Raw genomic sequence first — 18,839 nt, forward strand, 5'->3', positions numbered from 1 at the left:
CGATGCTTTTCTGCTTACAGCCCGTCCAGCAGTGCCTTGTTGCGTACCGCGCCCTTGTCGGCGCTGGTCGCCAGCAGGGCGTAGGCCTTGAGCGCAGTGGTCACTTTGCGTGGCCGTGCTTCGACCGGTTTCCAGCCTTTCTTGTCCTGTTCCACCCGGCGTGCGGCCAGCTCTTCATCGCTGACCAGCAGGTTGATCGAGCGGTTGGGGATGTCGATCAGCACCTTGTCGCCGTCCTGCACCAGGCCAATGGCGCCGCCGGCTGCGGCTTCTGGCGAAGCGTGGCCGATCGACAGGCCCGAGGTGCCGCCCGAGAAGCGGCCGTCGGTGAGCAGGGCGCAAGCTTTGCCCAGGCCCTTGGACTTGAGGTACGAGGTCGGGTAGAGCATCTCTTGCATGCCCGGGCCGCCTTTCGGACCTTCGTAGCGGATGATGACGATGTCGCCTGCCTTCACTTCGTCAGCAAGGATGCCGCGCACGGCGCTGTCCTGGCTTTCGAAGATCTTGGCGTTGCCTTCGAAGACGTGGATCGACTCGTCGACGCCGGCGGTTTTCACCACGCAGCCGTCCAGGGCGATATTGCCGTACAGCACGGCCAGGCCGCCTTCTTGCGAGTAGGCGTGCTCGACGCTGCGGATGCAGCCGTTTTCACGGTCATCATCCAGGGTCGGCCAACGGGTCGACTGGCTGAATGCGGTCTGGGTCGGGATACCCGCCGGGCCCGCCTTGAAGAAGTGGTGAACCGCTTCGTCGTTGGTCTGGGTGATGTCCCACTTGGCGATGGCTTCTTCCATGCTCGGGCTGTGCACGGTCGGCAGGTCGGTGTGCAGCAGGCCGCCGCGGGCCAGCGAGCCGAGGATGCTGAAGATGCCGCCGGCGCGGTGGACGTCTTCCATGTGGTACTTCTGGATGTTCGGCGCCACTTTGCACAGCTGCGGCACTTTGCGCGACAGGCGATCGATGTCGCGCAGGTCGAAAGCGATCTCGGCTTCCTGGGCGGCGGCCAGCAGGTGCAGGATGGTGTTGGTCGAACCGCCCATGGCGATGTCGAGCATCATGGCGTTCTCGAACGCCTTGAAGTTGGCGATGTTGCGCGGCAGCACGCTCTGGTCGTTGTCGCCGTAGTAGCGTTTGCACAGCTCGACGATGGTGCGCCCAGCCTGCAGGAACAGCTGCTCGCGGTCGCTGTGGGTGGCCAGGGTCGAACCGTTGCCCGGCAGGGCCAGGCCCAGGGCTTCGGTCAGGCAGTTCATCGAGTTGGCGGTGAACATGCCGGAGCACGAACCGCAGGTCGGGCAGGCGCTGCGCTCGTACTCGGCGACTTTTTCATCGCTGGCGGTGGAGTCGGCGGCAATGACCATGGCATCGACCAGGTCCAGGCCGTGGTTGGCCAGCTTGGTCTTGCCAGCTTCCATCGGCCCGCCGGAAACGAAGATCACCGGAATGTTCAGGCGCAGGGCGGCCATCAGCATGCCAGGGGTGATCTTGTCGCAGTTGGAGATGCAGACGATGGCGTCGGCGCAGTGGGCGTTGACCATGTACTCGACCGAGTCGGCAATGATCTCGCGGCTGGGCAGCGAATAGAGCATGCCGTCGTGGCCCATGGCGATGCCGTCGTCGACCGCGATGGTGTTGAACTCCTTGGCCACGCCACCGGCACGTTCGATCTCGCGGGCCACCAGCTGGCCCAGGTCCTTCAGGTGCACGTGGCCCGGGACGAACTGGGTGAAGGAGTTGGCGATGGCGATGATCGGTTTTTTGAAGTCCTCGTCCTTCATCCCGGTGGCACGCCAGAGGGCGCGGGCGCCGGCCATATTGCGGCCGTGGGTGGACGTTTTCGAGCGGTAATCAGGCATGAAGCACTCCTGGCGGCTAATCAGGTAACAAAAAGGGGAGTGAGCTTCTCTTGTCCTTTGCACCGAAGGCAGGTGGCCGCTGGTACGGATGAAGCCGAGATCGCCGCGGGATCGCCGTGCGCTCGGCCAGAGCTCATAAACCCGCCGGGGATGACTGGCGATGAATAGCCCGATTCTACACCGCTGCGGCCTTGAGGGAATGGCGTTGTGATAATTGGCCGTTAGTACAGCCCGCAAGGTAAAGGCCTTGGCGTCGGCTGCCAGGCTTTGGGTAGACTTGCGCGCTTCGCACCCCACTGGCCAAAAGGATTTGCAATGCCTGCGATAAGTCGATCTTTACTGTTCTACCTGGCCATTGGCCTGCTGCAAGGCCTGGTGTTCCTCTACGCCAGGCACATCCAGATCGATATCGCCGGGCTGCCATTTGGCCTGTGCGCCGCCGTGCTGGTGGCTGGGGTCAACCTGCAACTGCTCGGCAGTGCGGTGTTGCAACGCGGTACCGGTTGGCTGGTCCTGGGCCTGACGCTGCTGATCGGCTTTATCAGCAGCTGGACCTTCAGTCAGGACACGCTGGGCTGGGTCTGGCAGAGCTCATGGCTGGCCGCGGTTGTCGTGACCTACATCGGCACCGCCTTCATCCTCAGCTGGCCGACCCGCGAAGGGCTGCGGCCGCGTTATGAAGACCTGTTCCGGCATGCCTGGAACAACATCTTTATCGTCCTCCTGGCGCTGCTGTTCACTATGTTGTTCTGGCTGTTGCTGTGGCTGTGCGGGCGCTTGTTCCTGATGCTTGGCATCCCCCAGGTCGAAGACGTGCTGACTTCGGCGCCAGTAACGCGGATCGGGCTGGCTGTGGTGTTCTCCCTGGGGATGCGCATGGGCCTGGAGAACGAAAAAGTCATCGGCCTGTTGCGCGGTGTCCTGCTGACCCTGTGCCGTGTGTTGCTGCCACTGAGCACGCTGATCGCCTTACTGTTCAGCCTGATGCTGCCGTTTACCGGGTTGCAGCCGATCTGGAATACCGGCTACTCGACCACCATCCTTTTGTTGCTGGTGGCCATCAACCTGTTTTTGGTCAACGGCGTGTTCCAGGATGGCCATCAGGCCAATCCCTATCCGGGCGTGCTCAAGCGCCTGGTCGAGGCCTGCTTGCTGTGCTTGCCGGTGCTGGTGGCGCTGGCGGGCTATTCAAGCTGGTTGCGGGTGAATCAGTACGGCCTGACGCCTGAGCGTATCCTCGCCCTGTTGTTGATCGGCGTGATGCAGGTGCACAGCCTTGCTGCTCTGTGGGCGGTGTTCGCCTCGCGCAAGGGCTGGCTCAATAGCCTGCGAGTCAGTAACCCGTGGATTGCCCTGCTCAGCGCGGTGCTGGTGGTGCTGTTCTATACGCCACTGCTGAACCCTTTGCAGCTCAGTGCCAACAACCAGGTCGAGCGCCTGCTTAGCGGGCGTACCGCCATCCAGGAATTCGATGCCAGAACCTTGTATCACAGCCTGGGCAAGCCGGGGCGTGAGGCGTTCACGGCGCTGGAAGAGCGGCTCAAGACTGACGAGCTGTTCGACGCTGAAGGCCGCAAGAGACTGCAGTGGATCATGGATGAATCCCACTCGCGGTATGGCGAAGACAATCGCGGGCCGAAACTGGAATGGTTGGGCCCCGAGCAGCCTGGCAGCGAGGTGTTCGCCAAGATGGGCATGGCCGAGACTCAATGCTCTGGCAGGGGCTGTTTTCTGTGGGGCGTGGACATGGATGGCGACGGGCGCAACGAAGTGTTGATGATCCCGCGGCACACCTACGCATCCAGCGTTTTCCTGTTTGCCCGCGAGGGCAAGGGGGAATGGCGCGAAGTCGGTAGCCTGCACAGTATTCGCGATAACACCGAGCGACTGGTTCAGCTGATCCGCCATGGGCAGATGAAGCCGGTGATGCCGCGCTACAAGACACTGACCCTCGATGGCGTCGATCTGACCTGGCAGCCCAACCGCTAGCGTATTACAGGCGAAAAAAATCCCGGCACCAGGCCGGGATTTTTTATTGCACCGCGCCTTAGCTGTTAGGCAGCAGGCGGCAGGTGATGCTCTTGATGTAGCGGGTTTCCGGGATCGCCGGGTGCACCGGGTGATCCGGGCCCTGGCCGCCGCGCTCGAGCAACTGGATGTTGCGGTCCAGGTGGCGGGCGCTGGTCAGCAGGATGTTCTGCAGGTCGTCTTCCGGCAGGTGCATCGAGCAGGATGCACTGACCAGGATGCCGTCCTTGGTCAGCAGGCGCATGGCCTGTTCGTTCAGGCGACGGTAGGCGCCTTCGCCGTTTTTCAGGTCTTTCTTGCGCTTGATGAAGGCGGGCGGGTCGGCCACGATCACGTCGAAACGCTCTTCGGAGGCCTTGAGCTCTTTCAGCGCTTCGAACACGTCGCCTTCGATGCAGGTCAGCTTCTCGGCAATGCCGTTGAGCCCGGCGTTACGCTCGACGCCGTCCAGGGCAAAGCCCGAGGCATCGACGCAGAACACTTCGCTGGCGCCAAAGGCACCGGCCTGTACGCCCCAGCCACCGATGTAGCTGAACAGGTCGAGCACGCGCTTGCCTTTGACGTACGGTGCCAAGCGCGCGCGGTTCATGCGGTGGTCGTAGAACCAGCCGGTCTTCTGGCCTTCCATGACCGGCGCTTCGAACTTCACGCCGTTCTCTTCCAGAGCCACCCACTCCGGCACCAGGCCGAACACGGTTTCAACGTAACGGCCCAGGCCTTCGGCATCGCGGGCGGCGGAGTCGTTCTTGAACAGGATGCCGGTCGGCTTGAGTACCTGAACCAGCGCGGCAACCACGTCGTCCTTGTGCTGTTCCATGGTCGCCGAGGCGAGCTGGACCACCAGGATGTCGCCGAAACGATCGACCACCAGGCCCGGCAGCAAGTCGGAATCACCGTACACCAGGCGGTAGAACGGCTTGTCGAACAGGCGCTCGCGCAGCGACAGGGCAACGTTGATGCGGTGCACCAGCAGCGATTTGTCCAGGACCAGCTTGGCGTCACGCGACAGCAGGCGGGCGCAGATCAGGTTGTTCGGGCTCATGGCGACGACGCCAAGGGCCTTGCCGCCGGCGGTTTCGAGGATCGCCTGGTCACCGGCCTTGAAGCCATGCAGCGGGGTCGCGGCGACGTCGATTTCGTTGCTGTAGACCCACAGGTGGCCGGCGCGCAGGCGGCGGTCGGCATTGGCTTTAAGACGAAGGCTGGGCAGGGACATGACGTCGCTCCGGGAAAAAAGAGCGGGATTATAACCCGATGCCTGGCGCGTCGATGGGGAATAGCGACAAATTGCAACAGAGCGATGGCCTTTCGCTTCACCCCTGGCCAGTACGATCGGGTTAGAATCGCCGCTCAGCCCCGAGTGTGTACTTATGTCCCAGGAACTCTCCGCCGAACAGATCCAGAACGCCCTGCAAGGCATCAGCGTCCCGCCGCAGCCGCAGATCATGGTTGACCTGCAGTTCGAGCAATACATGCCCGACCCTGACCTGGAGGTGATCGCCAAGCTGATCTCCCAGGACCCGGGCCTGTCCGGTGCGTTGCTCAAGCTGGTCAACTCGCCGTATTACGGCCTGAGCAACAAGATCGCCTCGATCCAGCGCGCGGTGAACCTGCTTGGCAGCCGCTCGATCATCAACCTGATCAACGCCCAGTCGATCAAGGGCGAGATGAGCGACGACACCATCGTCACCCTCAATCGGTTCTGGGATACCGCCCAGGACGTGGCCATGACCTGCCTGACCCTGGCCAAGCGCATCGGCTCGCAGGCGGTGGACGAAGCTTATGCCCTGGGCCTGTTCCATGATTGCGGCGTGCCGCTGATGCTCAAGCGCTTTCCCGAGTACATGAGCGTGCTCGAGGATGCCTACGCCAGCGCCGGTGCCGAACACCGGGTGGTCGACACCGAGAACCAGGTGTTCAACACCAACCACGCGGTGGTCGGTTACTACACTGCCAAGTCGTGGCGCCTGCCGGAACACCTGAGCAATGCCATCGCCAACCATCACAACGCCCTGGCGGTGTTCAGCGATGACTCGGCGCGCAATAGCCAACTGAAGAATCTGCTGGCGATCCTGAAGATGGCCGAGCATATCTGTTCATCGTACCGAGTCCTGGGCAACCAGAGCGTGGACCACGAATGGAATACCGTCGGGCACCTGGTGCTCGATTATGTCGGCTTGTCCGAGTATGACTTTGAGAGTCTGAAGCAGACTATTCGCGAACTGGGCGGTCACTGATCCATGCCGGAATTGCCAGAAGTCGAAACCACCCGGCGCGGCATCGCGCCTTACCTGGAAGGCCAGCGGGTCAGCCGGGTGATCGTCCGTGAGCGGCGCTTGCGTTGGCCGATCCCCGAGGACCTCGACATTCGCCTGTCCGGGCAACGCTTCGTCAAGGTCGAGCGGCGCGCCAAGTACCTGCTGCTCAATGCCGAAGTCGGCACCTTGATCAGCCACCTGGGCATGTCCGGCAATTTGCGCCTGGTCGAGATCGGCTTGCCGGCGGCCAAGCACGAGCATGTGGATATCGAACTGGAGTCGGGCCTGGCGCTGCGCTACACCGATCCGCGGCGCTTTGGGGCGATGCTGTGGAGCCTTGATCCGCTCAATCACGAGCTGCTGATCAAGCTCGGCCCGGAGCCTTTGACCGATCTGTTCGATGGCGAGCGACTGTTCCAGCTGTCGCGGGGCAAGTCCATGGCGGTCAAGCCGTTCATCATGGACAACGCGGTGGTGGTCGGGGTTGGCAATATCTATGCGACCGAAGCGCTGTTCGCAGCCGGCATCGACCCGCGCCGCGAAGCCGGGAGCATTTCCCGGGCGCGCTACCTGAAGCTGGCGATCGAGATCAAACGCATCCTGGCGTGTGCCATCGAGCGCGGCGGCACCACCTTGCGCGACTTTATCGGCGGCGATGGCCAGCCGGGCTACTTCCAGCAGGAGCTGTTCGTCTACGGGCGAGGGGAAGAGCCGTGCAAGGTCTGCGGCAGTATCCTGCGTGAGGTCAAGCTCGGCCAGCGCGCCAGCGTCTACTGCCCGCGCTGCCAGAAGTGACGCTGCTCAGCGCGGGCTGAGCACCTGCGCTGCGCCCACGCCGCGGGGGTCGCTGGCGGCTTCCAGGGTTTGCCGGGCCTTGTCCCAGAACAATACTTGCTGATTGCCATAGCTGCGGCCCAGGTCCTTGAGCTGGTAGCCGCGCGCCTGCAGGTCACGCTGCTGCCCGGCGCTGAGCGCTCCCGGTTCGTGCTCGACCACATCGGGCAGGTACTGGTGGTGATAGCGCGGTACCGCAGGCCAGCTGGCAACCGGCTTGCCCTCAAGAAGCCCCAGCATCGACAACAGTACCATGCTCGGGATACGGCTGCCGCCCGGCGTGCCGAAGGCGGCGAACTGGGTCGGGCTCTCGATAAAACTCGGGCTCATGCTCGACAGCGGCCGTTTGCCGGCGGCCACGGCGTTGGCCTGGCTGCCAGCCAGGCCGTAACTGTTGCTGCCACGTGGGTCGGCGGCAAAGTCATCCATTTCGTTGTTCAGCACCACGCCGGTACCCGGGGCGCTAAACGCTGCGCCAAATGGCAGGTTGACCGACAAGGTCGCGGCCACGGCATTGCCGTCGGCGTCGATCACCGCGAAGTGGGTGGTGTGATCGCCTTCGCGCCAGGCCGGGGCGGGCGGCAGGCTGCTGCTGGGCGTGGCCTGGTGCACGTCGATGCTGTCGGCCAGGCCCGTCAGGTAATGGCGTGCGAGCAGTTGTGGCAGCGGGTTGGCGACGTAGTCCGGATCGCCGAGCAGGCCGCGGTCGCGGTAGGCCCGGCGCAATACTTCCAGCACGTAATGGCTGCGTTGTACCGGTTCGGCGCTTTGCCAGGGCAGGCGCTGGAGCATTGCCAGGCTCTGGGCCAGGGCCACTCCACCGGCTGAGGGTGGTGGGGCGCTGATCAGTTCGCGTTGATCGGCCAGCTGATAACGCAGCGGCTCGCGTTTGGCGGTGCGGTAGTTGGCCAGGTCATCCAGGCTCCAGATGCCCCCCGCCGCTTGTACGCCCTGAACCATGGCCTGAGCGGTGGGGCCGGCATAGAAACCGTCGCGGCCCTGATAGGCGATGCGCTCAAGGGTGATGGCCAGTTCTGGTTGGCGGATGTGCGCGCCAAGGGCCGGGACTTCACCGTTGATGAGGAACAGTCGGGCGCTTTCCGGATCATCGCGCAGGGCGCCCAGGCGCATCTGGGCGCGGTCGCGGTAAATGCGGTCGACGGCAAAACCCTGGTTGGCCAGGCGAATGGCCGGTGCCAGGGTGCTTTTCAGCGGCAGCTTGCCGTACTGGGCGGCAAGATCGGCGAGCGCTGCCGGCAAGCCGGGAATCGCCGCTGCCAACGGGCCATTGATCGACAACCCGGGCTGGACCTTGCCGTCCTTGAGGTACATGGCTTCGCTGGCCTTGCCCGGTGCCCGCTCGCGGGCATCGATAAAGGCATAGCGGGCCGGTGTCTCGCCTTCGCGCAACAGGAAGAAGCCGCCGCCACCAAGGCCCGAGCCATAGGGCTCGACCACCGCCAGCGCGGCGCTGATCGCAATGGCCGCATCAAAGGCGTTGCCGCCTTGCTCAAGCACTTCCCGCGCAGCCGCGGTCGCCTGGGCATGCGGCGTGGCAATCGCGGCGCGGCCCGGGCCTTGGGCCTGGGCACACACCGCGCCCAGCGCCAGGGCGGCGCCAAGGACCAGCGGTACGAGCCGGGCGACGAACGGCATCAGGCCTTGCCGGTGATTCGGCGGTATTTTTCCATCAGCTGCGCTTCGGTCTCCGGATGCGCTTCATCCAGAGGGATGCAGTCTACCGGGCAGACTTGCTGGCATTGCGGCTCGTCGTAGTGGCCGACGCACTGGGTGCACAGGTTAGGGTCGATCACGTAGATCTCTTCGCCTTGAGAGATCGCGGCGTTCGGGCACTCGGGTTCGCAGACGTCGCAGTTGATGCAGTCGTCGGTGATGATCAGGGACATGGGGACTCCGGCCAGGGCTCAGCACCCGGGCATTTGAAAACCAATGGGCATAATTGTGCCGCATTAGCGCCCGCAGTGCACGCGGGCGCCATGGTCAAATCGCCGATGTCACTTCTTGAAGCGTTCGGTCAGGGCCTCGGCCACCACCGGGTGGACGAATTTGCTGATGTCGCCGCCCAGCGCCGCGATTTCCCGGACCAGGGTCGAGGAAATGAACGAATAGCGCTCCGAGGGGGTGAGGAACAGGCTCTCGACGTCGGGGGCCAGCTGGCGGTTCATGTTCGCCAGCTGAAATTCGTACTCAAAGTCCGAAACAGCCCGCAGGCCGCGCAGGAACACATTGGCCTGCTGTTCCTTGGCGAAATGCGCCAGCAAGGTGGAGAAGCCGATGACTTCGACATTGGGCAGGTGCTTGGTGACCTCGCGAGCCAGTTCCACCCGTTGCTCCATTGGGAACAGGGGGTTTTTCTTCGGGCTGGCGGCGACCGCAATGATCACTTGGTCGAACAGCCGCGAGGCACGTTCGACCAGATCGCCATGGCCCTTGGTAATAGGGTCGAAAGTACCTGGGTACAACACTCGGTTCATCGCGTCGTCCTGGCAGGAGTGCGTTGGGGAGTCGGATGGTATCGCAGCAGTGGCGGTCGGCCAAGTCACCCGTCCACGCTGAAGGCACTATAGACAGTGCGGCCATTTGTTGTCATCTGCCAGGCGCCAGACGCTCGGCCAGGGCATCGCTGAGCCGTGCACTGAGGCCATACACCGACAATTGCGGGTTGGCACCGATGCTGGTGGGGAACAGCGAGCCGTCATGGATCGACAGGTTGGCCAGCTGATGATGGCGTCCCAGACTGTCGCATACCGCCTGGCGCGGGTCCTCGCCCATGGCGCAGCCACCCATGACGTGGGCGCTGCCCAGGCGCGTGCGAAACAGCTCAAGGTTCAGGCCGTCGATCATCTGCCGGGCTTCGGCCAGGGTTTTTACCTGGCGGGCATCACTGTGCACCGGCATCACGCTGTCGGCGCCGGCGGCGAACTGGATTTCGGCCATGCTCTGGAAGGCCCGGCGCACGCCGTCCCAGGCATAGGGCGAAACCGGGTAGTCGAGCACTGGCGAGCCATCGCCGCGCAACTGCACCTCGCCACCGACGCTGTCGGGGTGAAAACCGTCGCGCAGCAAGGCGAGCATCACGTGGGTATGCGGCAATTGCGCCATGCGCAGGGCGTTTTCCTTGCCGAAGCTGCCCAGCAGGGTGCTGGCCAGCGCCGGGTGCAGGGGCGGTACTTCAAGCTTGTAGCCCATCGGCCCGCTGACGCCGTCGCGCCACTGGAAATGGTCGGAGTAGATCGACTGCGGTGCGCCGTAGAACGGGTTGACCGGCTCCTTGAACAGCCCGGCGCTGAAGTTGACCAGGTGCAGGAAGGTGCGCTTGCCCAGGCGTTCATGCGGGTCCGGGGCGTCCGAGCGCAGCAGCAGGCCGGGGCTATTGATGCCGCCGCCGGCGAGGATGTAATGCCGGGCCTTGACCCGGATTTGCCGGCCGGTGGGTTCGACGCAGCGTGAGTCCATGGCCACGCACTGCAGGCCGCTGATCTGTTCACCGTTGTGTTCCAGGCGCTCGGCCCGGGCCAGGTAGAGCAGCTCGCCGCCGTGCTCGAGGGCCGCCGGGATGCTGGTGACCAGCATCGACTGCTTGGCGTTGACCGGGCAGCCCATGCCGCAATAGCCCAGGTTCCAGCAGCCGCGCACGTTGCGCGGGATCACCTTCCAGGTGTAGCCCAGCGCTTCGCAGCCGCGGCGCAGCGCCTCGTTGTTGGCGTTGGGCGGCATGATCCACGGCTCGATGCCCAGGCGTTGTTCCGTGCGCGCGAACCACGGCGCCAGTTCGGCGCTGCTCAGGCCCTTAACGCCATGTTCCCTGGCCCAGTGCTCCAGGGTCGGTTCAGGGGTGCGAAAGCTCGAGGTCCAGTTGATCAAGGTCGTGCCGCCGACCGCGCGGCCTTGCAGGATGGTAATGGCGCCATCCTTGCTCATGCGCCCGATACCTTCCTGGTAGAGGCTGGCGTAGGCCTGGTCTTCGAGCATGTGGAAGTCGCTGCTGGTTTTCAGCGGGCCTTCCTCGATCAGCAGCACCCTGAAGCCGGCGGCGCTGAGCAGTTCGGCACTGGTGGCACCGCCGGCGCCGCTACCGATGATGGCGATGTCGGTTTCAAGGCTCAGGTCCTGGTCCAGGCGCGAGGCGTCACGGGTTTTCCAGCCACGGCCAAGGCCGTCGCGAAACAGGTCGGGTACGGGCATCTTCAGCCTCTTGTTGTTATGGGGGGATCAAACCTTGGGCGGGCCGGGGTAGCCGCAATGGGCCCAGGATTCCGGCAACTCGTACCAGGCCATGTGCAGCAGCTGCAGCAACGAGGCGTGGCCCATGCGCAGCAGATTCAGCGAGCTGTCCTGCCAGCGTTGCAGAAAGGCTTGGATCTGCGCGCTGCTGGCGTTGTCCCAGCCGCCCCAGATGCCGGTCAACGGCCCACGGGTCAGCGCCATGGCGAGCACGTCGAACAGTTGCCGGGTCAGCTTGAGCATGGCCGGCGACAGGGCGGCGAGTTTATTGTCCAGCCTGTGCAGCAAGGCTGCGCCGCTATCAGCCGCCTCGGTGCCGGCAAGCACGACCGGAATCAGCGCCTTAACAATGGCCAGGTCGTTCTGGCGCAGGGCGATGAAACCATGCGCCGGTGATTGCGCCGAGCAGCCGGCAAGGCTGGCACCCAGTCCGGCGGTGGCGAGGAAAGCGCTGGCGCCGAGGCTGAACTTGAGCAGCCCGCGCCGGCTGAGCGCGGGGGGTACAGGCAGGCTTGTAGTCATTGTTATCAGGCCCGAGGGTGGTTTTCAGCGAATGAACAGTTTGTACACCAGCTTGAGCAGTGTCTTGCCGTAGGGCGGGTAGATCAGCCGCGCGGCGTTGAAGCGCTGCTTAGCGAGTACCGCCTTGGCCTTGCTGAAGGTCAGGAAGCCTTCATGACCGTGGTAATGGCCCATGCCCGACGGGCCGATGCCGCCGAATGGCAGGTCGTCCTGGGCGACGTGCAGCAACGTGTCATTGAGGCACACGCCGCCGGAGTGGGTCTGCTCCAGCACCCGTTGTTGTTCGCGGCGTTCGTAGCCGAAGTAATACAGCGCCAGCGGGCGCGGGCGCTGATTGATGTAGGCCAGCGCCTGGTCGAGGCTGTCGTAGGGCACCAGTGGCAGTAACGGGCCGAAGATTTCGTCCTGCATCACACGCATCTCGTCGCTGACCTTGAGCAGCAGGTGTGGCGGCAGGCGGCGGCCCTGGCGAGGTTCTTCGGGGTACAGGTCGATGATTTCGGCACCCTTGCTACGGGCGTCTTCCAGGTAGCTCTGCAGGCGGGCCAGGTGGCGTGGGTTGATGATCGCGCTGTAGTCCGGGTTGTCGGCCAGGGTCGGGTAGAAGCGCCGGACCACATTGCGATAGGCATGGGCGAAGTCGTCGAGACGATCGCGCGGCACCAGCACGTAGTCGGGGGCCACGCAGGTCTGCCCGGCATTGAGGGTCTTGCCGAAGGCGATGCGTTCGGCGGCATCGGCCAGGGGCACGCTGGCAGAGACGATGGCTGGCGATTTGCCGCCCAGCTCCAGGGTCACCGGGGTCAGGTTCTGCGCGGCGGCAAGCATTACCTGGCGGCCGACGCTGGTGGCGCCAGTGAACAACAGGTGGTCGAACGGCAGCCGCGAGAAGGCCTGGCCAACCTCGGCTTCACCCAGCACGACGCTGACCAGGTCGTCGGGGAATACCTTGTCGAGCAACTGCTTGAGCAGCAGGCCGGTGGCTGGCGTGGCTTCGCTGAGCTTGAGCATTACCCGGTTGCCGGCGGCCAGGGCGCAGGTCAGCGGGCCGATGGCAAGAAGCAGCGGGTAGTTCCACGGCACGATGATGCCGACCACGCCCAGCGGCTGGTACTGCACCTTGGCGCTGGCCGGCTGGAAGGCCAGGCCGACCTTGCGTTTCGAGGCTTTCATCCACTGCTTGAGGTGTTTTTCGCCATGGCGCAGGCCCTGAATACTCGGCATCAGTTCGGCCAGCAAGGTTTCGTCGGCACTGCGCCCGGAAAAGTCCTCGCTGATCGCTGCAACCAACGCGTCCTGTTGCTCCAGCAGGGCTTCGCGCAAGCTTTTCAGCCATTGCCGGCGCTGCGGCGCCGAGGGCATGGGGTTACCGGCAAAGGCCTGGCGCTGGGCGGCGAACAGCGCGTCGAGGGCATCGAATTCGGTGAGCGGCAAAGAGCGGGTAGCGTCGGCGAGCATGCGAAACTCCACGGCAAGGCAGGTTTTCTAGAGCATATACTCTAATATGTGCCCTGTGCGACTGTTTTTCACAGCGTCTGCAGGTACATACCGGTGTGGATACACCGTAAGATGGACCTATACATTCAAGCTCAACGCCTGGAATTGATCATGGCCCCGCGTATCAAGACCCGCGAGCGCATCGTGCAGAACAGCCTGGAGCTGTTCAACCAGCAGGGCGAGCGCAGTGTCAGCACCAACCACATTGCCGCGCACATGGAAATCTCGCCCGGCAACCTGTACTACCACTTTGCCAACAAGCAGGAAATCATCGCCGTGCTCTTCACCCAGTATGAAGAGTTGGTGGAAAGCTTCCTGCGCCCGCCGCAAGGGCGTCAGGCGACGGTCGAGGACAAGCGCTTCTACCTCAAGGCGCTGCTGGCGGCGATGTGGAACTACCGCTTTCTGCACCGCGACCTTGAGCATCTGCTCGACAGCGACAAAGAGTTGGCTGCGCGATATAGGCGCTTTTCCCAGCGTTGCCTGCTGCAGGGCCAGGCGATCTATCGCGGCTTTGTCGAGGCCGGCATCGTTGAGATGGACAGCGTGCAGATCGAGTCGCTGACCCTCAATGCCTGGATTGTTCTCACATCCTGGGTGCGTTTTCTCTGCACGACTCGCGAAATTTCAACGCATTTGAGTGAAGAAGCCTTCAAGCGTGGTGTCTATCAGGTATTGGTGCTGGAGCTCGGCTTTGTCACCGCCAAGGCGCGCCCCGCCGTGGATGCCTTGTGCCAGGAGTTCTACGTTTCGCTTGACCAGGCACTGGAGCAATAACGCCCAGGCCTTACCCGTTCAATCGTTCAGGAGACTGTCATGCCCCTCGCGCAACTGATCACCGCCCAGCAATTGGCCGAACGCCTGGAGGCGCCGGCGCTGGTGATTCTCGATTGCCGTTTTGCCCTGGAAGACATCGATTATGGTCAGCGCAGCTATGCCGAGGGGCATATTGCCGGGGCGCACTTTGCCGACCTTGAGCGCGACCTCAGTGGGCCGGTCACCAAGGGCGTGACCGGGCGGCATCCGCTGCCGGAGCCGCAGCACCTGATCGGACGGCTGCGGGCCTGGGGTATCGATAACGACAGTGAGATTGTCCTGTACGACGATGGTCCGGGCGCCTTCGCGGCCCGGGCCTGGTGGTTGCTGGCCTGGTTGGGCAAGCGCAGTGGTGTATTCATCCTCGATGGCGGTCTTAAAGCCTGGCATGCGGCCGGGCTGCCGCTGAGCCTCGACCCGCCGGTCAAGCGCGAAGGTAACTTCAGCGGCGAGCCGGACGATAGCCTGGTAGTGGATGCCACGCAGTTGGGCGAGCGCCTGGGCCAGCCGGAGCTTACGTTGATTGATGCCCGTGGGCTGCCGCGTTTTCGCGGCGAGGTCGAGCCAATCGATCCGGTGGCCGGGCATATTCCCGGTGCACAATGCGCGGCCTTTACCGACAATCTGGGCGCCGACGGGCGGTTTCTGCCGGCCGAGCAGCTCAAGCAGCGCTTTGCCGAGAAGCTGGACAAGCGTTCGCCAGAGCAACTGGTTGCTTACTGCGGGTCGGGGGTGACGGCTTGCCACAACCTGTTTGCCCTGGCGCTGGCGGGGTATCCGCTGGGCAAGCTGTATGCAGGCTCGTGGAGTGATTGGATTACCGACTCCAAACGGGCGGTGGCCACCGGCGACTGAGTAAGCCCTTGTTGGGCTGCAATGCAGCCTTGCCGGCGATGCTTTTTCAGCCAGCTCTATTTATCGCCAGCCACTGCGGAATCCGCCGCTCCAGGTAATACCCCGGGTTGCGCACGCTGCCATCGACAAAGCCCACATGCCCGCCCCGTGCATGCAGCTCAAAGGTGGTCTGCGCCGCCAGTTCATTGACCGCTGGCAAGCTATGGGCGAACACGAACGGATCATCGCTGGAATGGATGATCAGCGTCGGCGTGCGGTTCTCGCCCAGAAAATACCGGCTGGAAGCACGCTGGTAGTAATCCTTGGCATCGCGAAAGCCATTGAGCGGTGCGGTCACCCGGCCGTCGAAATCCCAGAAGGTGCGCAGATTTTCCAGCGGCCCCAGGCGCTCCAGCGCGGCGAGCCCTTCGTGGTGGCCGTGATGCTGGAAGTGGCGCTGCTTGTCCTTCACATAAGCGAGCATGGCGCGCATGAAATGCGCCTGGTACACCCGGGAAAAACCCAGGCCGATGCGGTCGGCGCACTGGTCAAGGCGAAACGGTACCGATACCGCCACCGCCGCCTGCAATTGGCTGGCCGAGCCGGCTTCACCCAAATGCTTGAGTAGTACATTGCCGCCCAGCGAATAACCGACGGCGTACAACGGAGCTTGCGGGCGCTGCGCACGCAGGTGGTCGATGGTTTCGGCCAGGTCTTCGCTGGCGCCGGAGTGGTAGCTGCGTGGCAGCAGGTTGGGCTCTCCCGAGCAGCCGCGCCAGTTCAGCGCCACGCTGGCCCAGCCGCAGTCGGCCAGGGCCTGTTGGATACCGATGACGTACGGTGAGTTGGAAGAGCCGGTCAGCCCGTGCAGTACCAGCACCACTGGCGTTGTTGCTTCATGTGGGCCATGCCAGTCGAGGTCGAGAAAGTCGCCATCGGCGAGCCATAGACGTTCGCGCTGACGGCTCAGGGCCGCCGACTTGCGCCACAGCGGCCCCCAGAGTGTCTGCAAATGCGGATTGCCCAGCCCCAGGGCAGGTTTGAAGGGGCTGGGGGCTGAGGGCGACATCGTGTATTACTCGCAAATCTATTTCAGATAAGTGTATGTCCGGTTACTGACACTTGCTTGAAACCATCAGCCGGTTGCAGGTTTGGATTCAGGCAAGGCGTCCTGTTCGACCGTTGGGCCGACACTGATTTGCACCAGCTTGTCGAGCTTGAGGTGATTTTTCAATGCGACTTTCAGCTGGTCCAGGGTCAAGGCCTGGACCTTCTTGAGAAAAGCCTGGCGGCTATCCAGTGGTAACTGGTTGAAGCCGGTGAAGCGCAGGAGATCGCTGATCTGCTGGTTGCTCACCGAGCCCAGCAGGTAGTTGCCGCGTAGTTTCTGCTTCGCATCTTCGAACTCCTGCGCAGTTGGGCCCTGAACGGCATAGTCTGTAAGCAATTGCTCCAGCAACGCCATTGTGGCATCGCGATACCTGGCCTGAACCTGAGTAGTAAAGGTCCAGATACCGCTGGCAGGGTGCTGGATCAGCCTTGAGCTGGCAGCGTAGGTCAATCCGCGTTGGCTGCGCAGTTCATTGAACAGCCGCGAAGTTGCGCCGGGCCCACCTAATATCAGGTTGGCCAGCGTCAGCGCGGGCGCATCTGGATCTCGGGCATTGATGCCGGGAATGGCGAACAACAAGAGCGCCTGGGTGCCTGGATGTTCAAGGTGGTAAATCTCGGGCTCGAAGGACGCTGGCACGGGTAATGGCCAGAGTGCCGGCCCCTGGGGCAACGCTGCCGATATGTGACTCGCGATAGCCTCGGCCTGCTCGAGCGAAAGGTCGCCCACCAGGGTTATCAGGGCATTGCCCGCGCTGAAGGCGCTTTGGTGAAAGGCCCGTACATCGGCAATGGTCAGCGATTCGATAGCCTGCACGGTGCCGATGCTGTTCGACGCGTAGGGATGATTAGCGAATGCATGTTGGTAGAGCAGGTCATGGGCCTTGTAAGTCGCGTGCTGCTGGCGTTGTGTGAGCAGGCTGGTGAGCTGATCCTTGATCTGCGGCAGCTTGTCTTCGGCCAATTGGGGTTTGCCGAGCACTTCTGCCAGCAACCCGACGGCTTTGCTTCTCTGCTCTTGGCTACTGAGGCTGCGCAGGGTTACGGCTGCACTGTCTCGCAGTGCCTGCTTGTTGAATATCGCACCCACTTCGTCGAAGTCTTCGGCGATCTGCAAGGCATCGCGCTCGACGGTGCCTTCATCGAGCATGCTCAGGGTGAGTTGCGCCAGGCCGGCGGCACCATCATCGCGGGCGCTGCCAGCGGCAAATACAACCTGAAGATCAAACATCGGCAATTGGTTGTTGCGCACAAACAGGACTTTGCTGCCCTGAGGTGTCTGCCACGATTCGATCGGCAATTGCGGGTTGATTGCCAGTGTCCCGGTGGTTTTCAGGGATTCCAGTTCAAGTGGAGCGCTTTGGCTCTGGGCGTGGGAAGTGGCGGATGCCATCACCAGTAGGGCAGGCAAAAGGTAACGTTTGAGCTTATTCATCATCGGCCTCCTTGGCCTGCAGGTAGGCGACCGCGAGTCGTTCGCGGGTGAAGTAGGTTTTGGCGACCTGTTGAATCTGTTCGCAGGTTATTCGCTGTAGGTCGGTTGCGTCATTGTCCAACTGAGAGGCTGGCAAGCCGCTGCCGAGCATGGCGGCTATATCGCTGGCCTGGCCTTCGAGGGAATCGCGGGCAAAGGTATTTTCGGCCAGCAGCAGTGCCCGCGCCCGAGCAAGTTCGACAGGTTCGGGAGGACGCTTTTTCAGTGCCTGCAGTTCTGCCCAGATAGCCGCTTGCAGTTCGGCCAGCGGTCTGGGGTGGGCGGTGTTGATAGAGGCCTGGATTTCGAACAGGTTATCGCCCCTGGCCACCGGCCCATAGTTGACTTCGGGATGCGATAGCAGTGTTTGTTGGCGTTCCAGCCTGGTACTGAGGCGGGCGCTCAGGCCTGAGCCCAGCAATGCCGAGAGCAGGCGCAAGGCATGCACGTCATCTGCCGATTCAGCGGTGGCGTAGGTCGGCACGTTGAAGGCCATGATCAGCGTTGGCGTGCTGAAATCATCATGCACCGTAACCTGCCGTTGTCCTGGCGCAGTGACTTGAAGGGGTTTTTTGCTGATTGGCAGGTCCTGGCGAGGGAAGCCTGCAAAGTACTTTTCAACCTGTCGTTTTACATCATCGCGCTGCACATCGCCGACGATGATCAACGTCGCATTATTGGGTGCATACCAGGTGCGATACCAGGCGTGCAGTTCATCGTTGTGCATGCGCTGCAGATCACTCATCCAGCCGATTACCGGGGTGTGATAGCTGCTTTGCGGGTAGGCAATGGCCTGCAGTTGCTCGAAGAGCCTTTGCAATGGATCGTCATCGACATTCTCTCGCCGCTCAGCCTTGACCGCTTCGATTTCGCGCACGAACTCGTGTTCGCTCAGCACTGCGCCTTTGAGCAGATCGGCATTGAGCTCCAGCGCTACAGCCAGCCGATCACTGGGCAGCGTCTGATGATGCACGGTGAAGTCACGGATGGTGTAGGCGTTGTCCTCGCCGCCCAGGCGCTCGATGATCTGTGAGAGCTGACCTGGGGCGGTCTTGGCACTGCCTCGGTAGAGCAGGTGTTCGAGGGCGTGGGACAAACCGGACTGCCCGGGGTATTCGTGACTCGAACCCACCTTGACCAGCATATGTGTGGTGACCACGGGAGCCCGGCGGTCCTCGCTGATGACTACGTGCAGGCCGTTGTCGAGGGTGAACTCATGGCGAATGGAGGGTTCGGCCAGGGCCTGGCCTGATAGCAGAAACAGGCCGAGCAGGCTGCTCCTGAGGGAGGTGCGTCGATCCATGACAGTGATCCTTGTGGTTGAAAACAAGGCACACGATCAGGCAAGCGTGGAGATGAAAGGCG

Annotated in this window: 16 protein-coding genes; 5 read left to right on the top strand and 11 right to left on the bottom strand. The window is 62.9% G+C overall.

Features of this window, described 5'->3' with window-relative positions; translation table 11 throughout:
• Positions 1 to 14: 14 nt before the first annotated feature.
• A complete protein-coding gene (ilvD, locus tag KHO53_RS11695) occupies positions 15 to 1,856 on the bottom strand; it encodes a dihydroxy-acid dehydratase (RefSeq protein ID WP_100782611.1) in 1,842 nt (613 codons plus the stop codon).
• A gap of 315 nt (positions 1,857 to 2,171) precedes the next feature.
• On the opposite strand from ilvD, the gene KHO53_RS11700 reads away from it, so the two are divergent.
• Positions 2,172 to 3,845 carry a DUF4153 domain-containing protein gene (locus KHO53_RS11700; RefSeq protein ID WP_213570325.1) on the top strand — a complete coding sequence of 558 codons (1,674 nt, stop codon included), beginning with the start codon at positions 2,172 to 2,174 and terminating at the stop codon, positions 3,843 to 3,845.
• A 58-nt stretch (positions 3,846 to 3,903) separates the two neighbouring features.
• Here KHO53_RS11700 and KHO53_RS11705 read toward each other — a convergent pair whose 3' ends face one another.
• Entirely contained in the window at positions 3,904 to 5,100 is a 1,197-nt protein-coding gene (locus KHO53_RS11705) for a class I SAM-dependent rRNA methyltransferase (RefSeq protein ID WP_213570326.1), read from the bottom strand.
• Between the two features lie 154 nt (positions 5,101 to 5,254).
• Here KHO53_RS11705 and KHO53_RS11710 point away from each other — a divergent pair, with 154 nt between their 5' ends.
• Together KHO53_RS11710 and mutM are read left to right on the top strand one after the other, a co-directional pair.
• Positions 5,255 to 6,121 carry an HDOD domain-containing protein gene (locus KHO53_RS11710; protein WP_010222173.1) on the top strand — a complete coding sequence of 289 codons (867 nt, stop codon included), beginning with the start codon at positions 5,255 to 5,257 and terminating at the stop codon, positions 6,119 to 6,121.
• A 3-nt stretch (positions 6,122 to 6,124) separates the two neighbouring features.
• Positions 6,125 to 6,937, top strand: a complete 813-nt coding sequence (gene mutM / locus KHO53_RS11715) for a bifunctional DNA-formamidopyrimidine glycosylase/DNA-(apurinic or apyrimidinic site) lyase (protein ID WP_213570327.1) — start codon at positions 6,125 to 6,127, stop codon at positions 6,935 to 6,937.
• A gap of 6 nt (positions 6,938 to 6,943) precedes the next feature.
• Here the strand turns inward: mutM and ggt are convergent, their stop codons facing one another.
• The 6 genes from ggt to KHO53_RS11745 all read right to left on the bottom strand — a co-directional run bounded on the left by ggt (position 6,944) and on the right by KHO53_RS11745 (position 13,201).
• A complete protein-coding gene (gene ggt, locus KHO53_RS11720; RefSeq protein ID WP_213570328.1) occupies positions 6,944 to 8,632 on the bottom strand; it encodes a gamma-glutamyltransferase in 1,689 nt (562 codons plus the stop codon).
• The gene (locus KHO53_RS11725; protein WP_038997674.1) at positions 8,632 to 8,883 is read right to left on the bottom strand and encodes a YfhL family 4Fe-4S dicluster ferredoxin; all 252 of its coding nucleotides are present in this window, start codon (positions 8,881 to 8,883) and stop codon (positions 8,632 to 8,634) included. The genes ggt and KHO53_RS11725 overlap by 1 nt, the downstream gene beginning before the upstream one ends.
• 108 nt (positions 8,884 to 8,991) lie before the next feature.
• Positions 8,992 to 9,471 carry a pantetheine-phosphate adenylyltransferase gene (gene coaD / locus KHO53_RS11730; protein WP_010222177.1) on the bottom strand — a complete coding sequence of 160 codons (480 nt, stop codon included), beginning with the start codon at positions 9,469 to 9,471 and terminating at the stop codon, positions 8,992 to 8,994.
• Between the two features lie 112 nt (positions 9,472 to 9,583).
• Positions 9,584 to 11,182, bottom strand: coding sequence for a GMC family oxidoreductase (locus KHO53_RS11735; protein WP_036995390.1), 1,599 nt, complete (start codon positions 11,180 to 11,182; stop codon positions 9,584 to 9,586).
• Between the two features lie 27 nt (positions 11,183 to 11,209).
• Positions 11,210 to 11,743, bottom strand: a complete 534-nt coding sequence (locus KHO53_RS11740) for a twin-arginine translocation pathway signal protein (RefSeq protein WP_213570329.1) — start codon at positions 11,741 to 11,743, stop codon at positions 11,210 to 11,212.
• Between the two features lie 24 nt (positions 11,744 to 11,767).
• Positions 11,768 to 13,201, bottom strand: coding sequence for a coniferyl aldehyde dehydrogenase (locus KHO53_RS11745; RefSeq protein WP_036995391.1), 1,434 nt, complete (start codon positions 13,199 to 13,201; stop codon positions 11,768 to 11,770).
• Positions 13,202 to 13,351: 150 nt separating this feature from the next.
• Here KHO53_RS11745 and KHO53_RS11750 point away from each other — a divergent pair, with 150 nt between their 5' ends.
• Entirely contained in the window at positions 13,352 to 14,017 is a 666-nt protein-coding gene (locus KHO53_RS11750) for a TetR/AcrR family transcriptional regulator (RefSeq protein WP_010222181.1), read from the top strand.
• A gap of 39 nt (positions 14,018 to 14,056) precedes the next feature.
• Complete coding sequence (locus KHO53_RS11755; protein WP_213570330.1) at positions 14,057 to 14,911, top strand: sulfurtransferase; 855 nt, start codon at positions 14,057 to 14,059, stop codon at positions 14,909 to 14,911.
• A gap of 46 nt (positions 14,912 to 14,957) precedes the next feature.
• On the opposite strand, the gene KHO53_RS11760 is transcribed toward KHO53_RS11755, so the two are convergent.
• The 3 genes from KHO53_RS11760 to KHO53_RS11770 form a co-directional block, all read right to left on the bottom strand.
• Positions 14,958 to 15,959 (bottom strand): hydrolase, encoded by a 1,002-nt coding sequence (locus tag KHO53_RS11760; RefSeq protein WP_213570331.1) that lies wholly within the window; start codon positions 15,957 to 15,959, stop codon positions 14,958 to 14,960.
• Positions 15,960 to 16,025: 66 nt separating this feature from the next.
• A complete protein-coding gene (locus KHO53_RS11765) occupies positions 16,026 to 17,435 on the bottom strand; it encodes a M16 family metallopeptidase (protein WP_213570332.1) in 1,410 nt (469 codons plus the stop codon).
• Complete coding sequence (locus tag KHO53_RS11770; protein ID WP_374045259.1) at positions 17,428 to 18,786, bottom strand: M16 family metallopeptidase; 1,359 nt, start codon at positions 18,784 to 18,786, stop codon at positions 17,428 to 17,430. Before KHO53_RS11770 ends, KHO53_RS11765 begins: the two co-directional genes overlap by 8 nt.
• Between the last annotated feature and the right edge of the window lie 53 nt (positions 18,787 to 18,839).

The organism is Pseudomonas sp. RC2C2 (assembly GCF_018390435.1).
In the GTDB taxonomy this organism is placed as follows: domain Bacteria; phylum Pseudomonadota; class Gammaproteobacteria; order Pseudomonadales; family Pseudomonadaceae; genus Aquipseudomonas; species Aquipseudomonas donghuensis.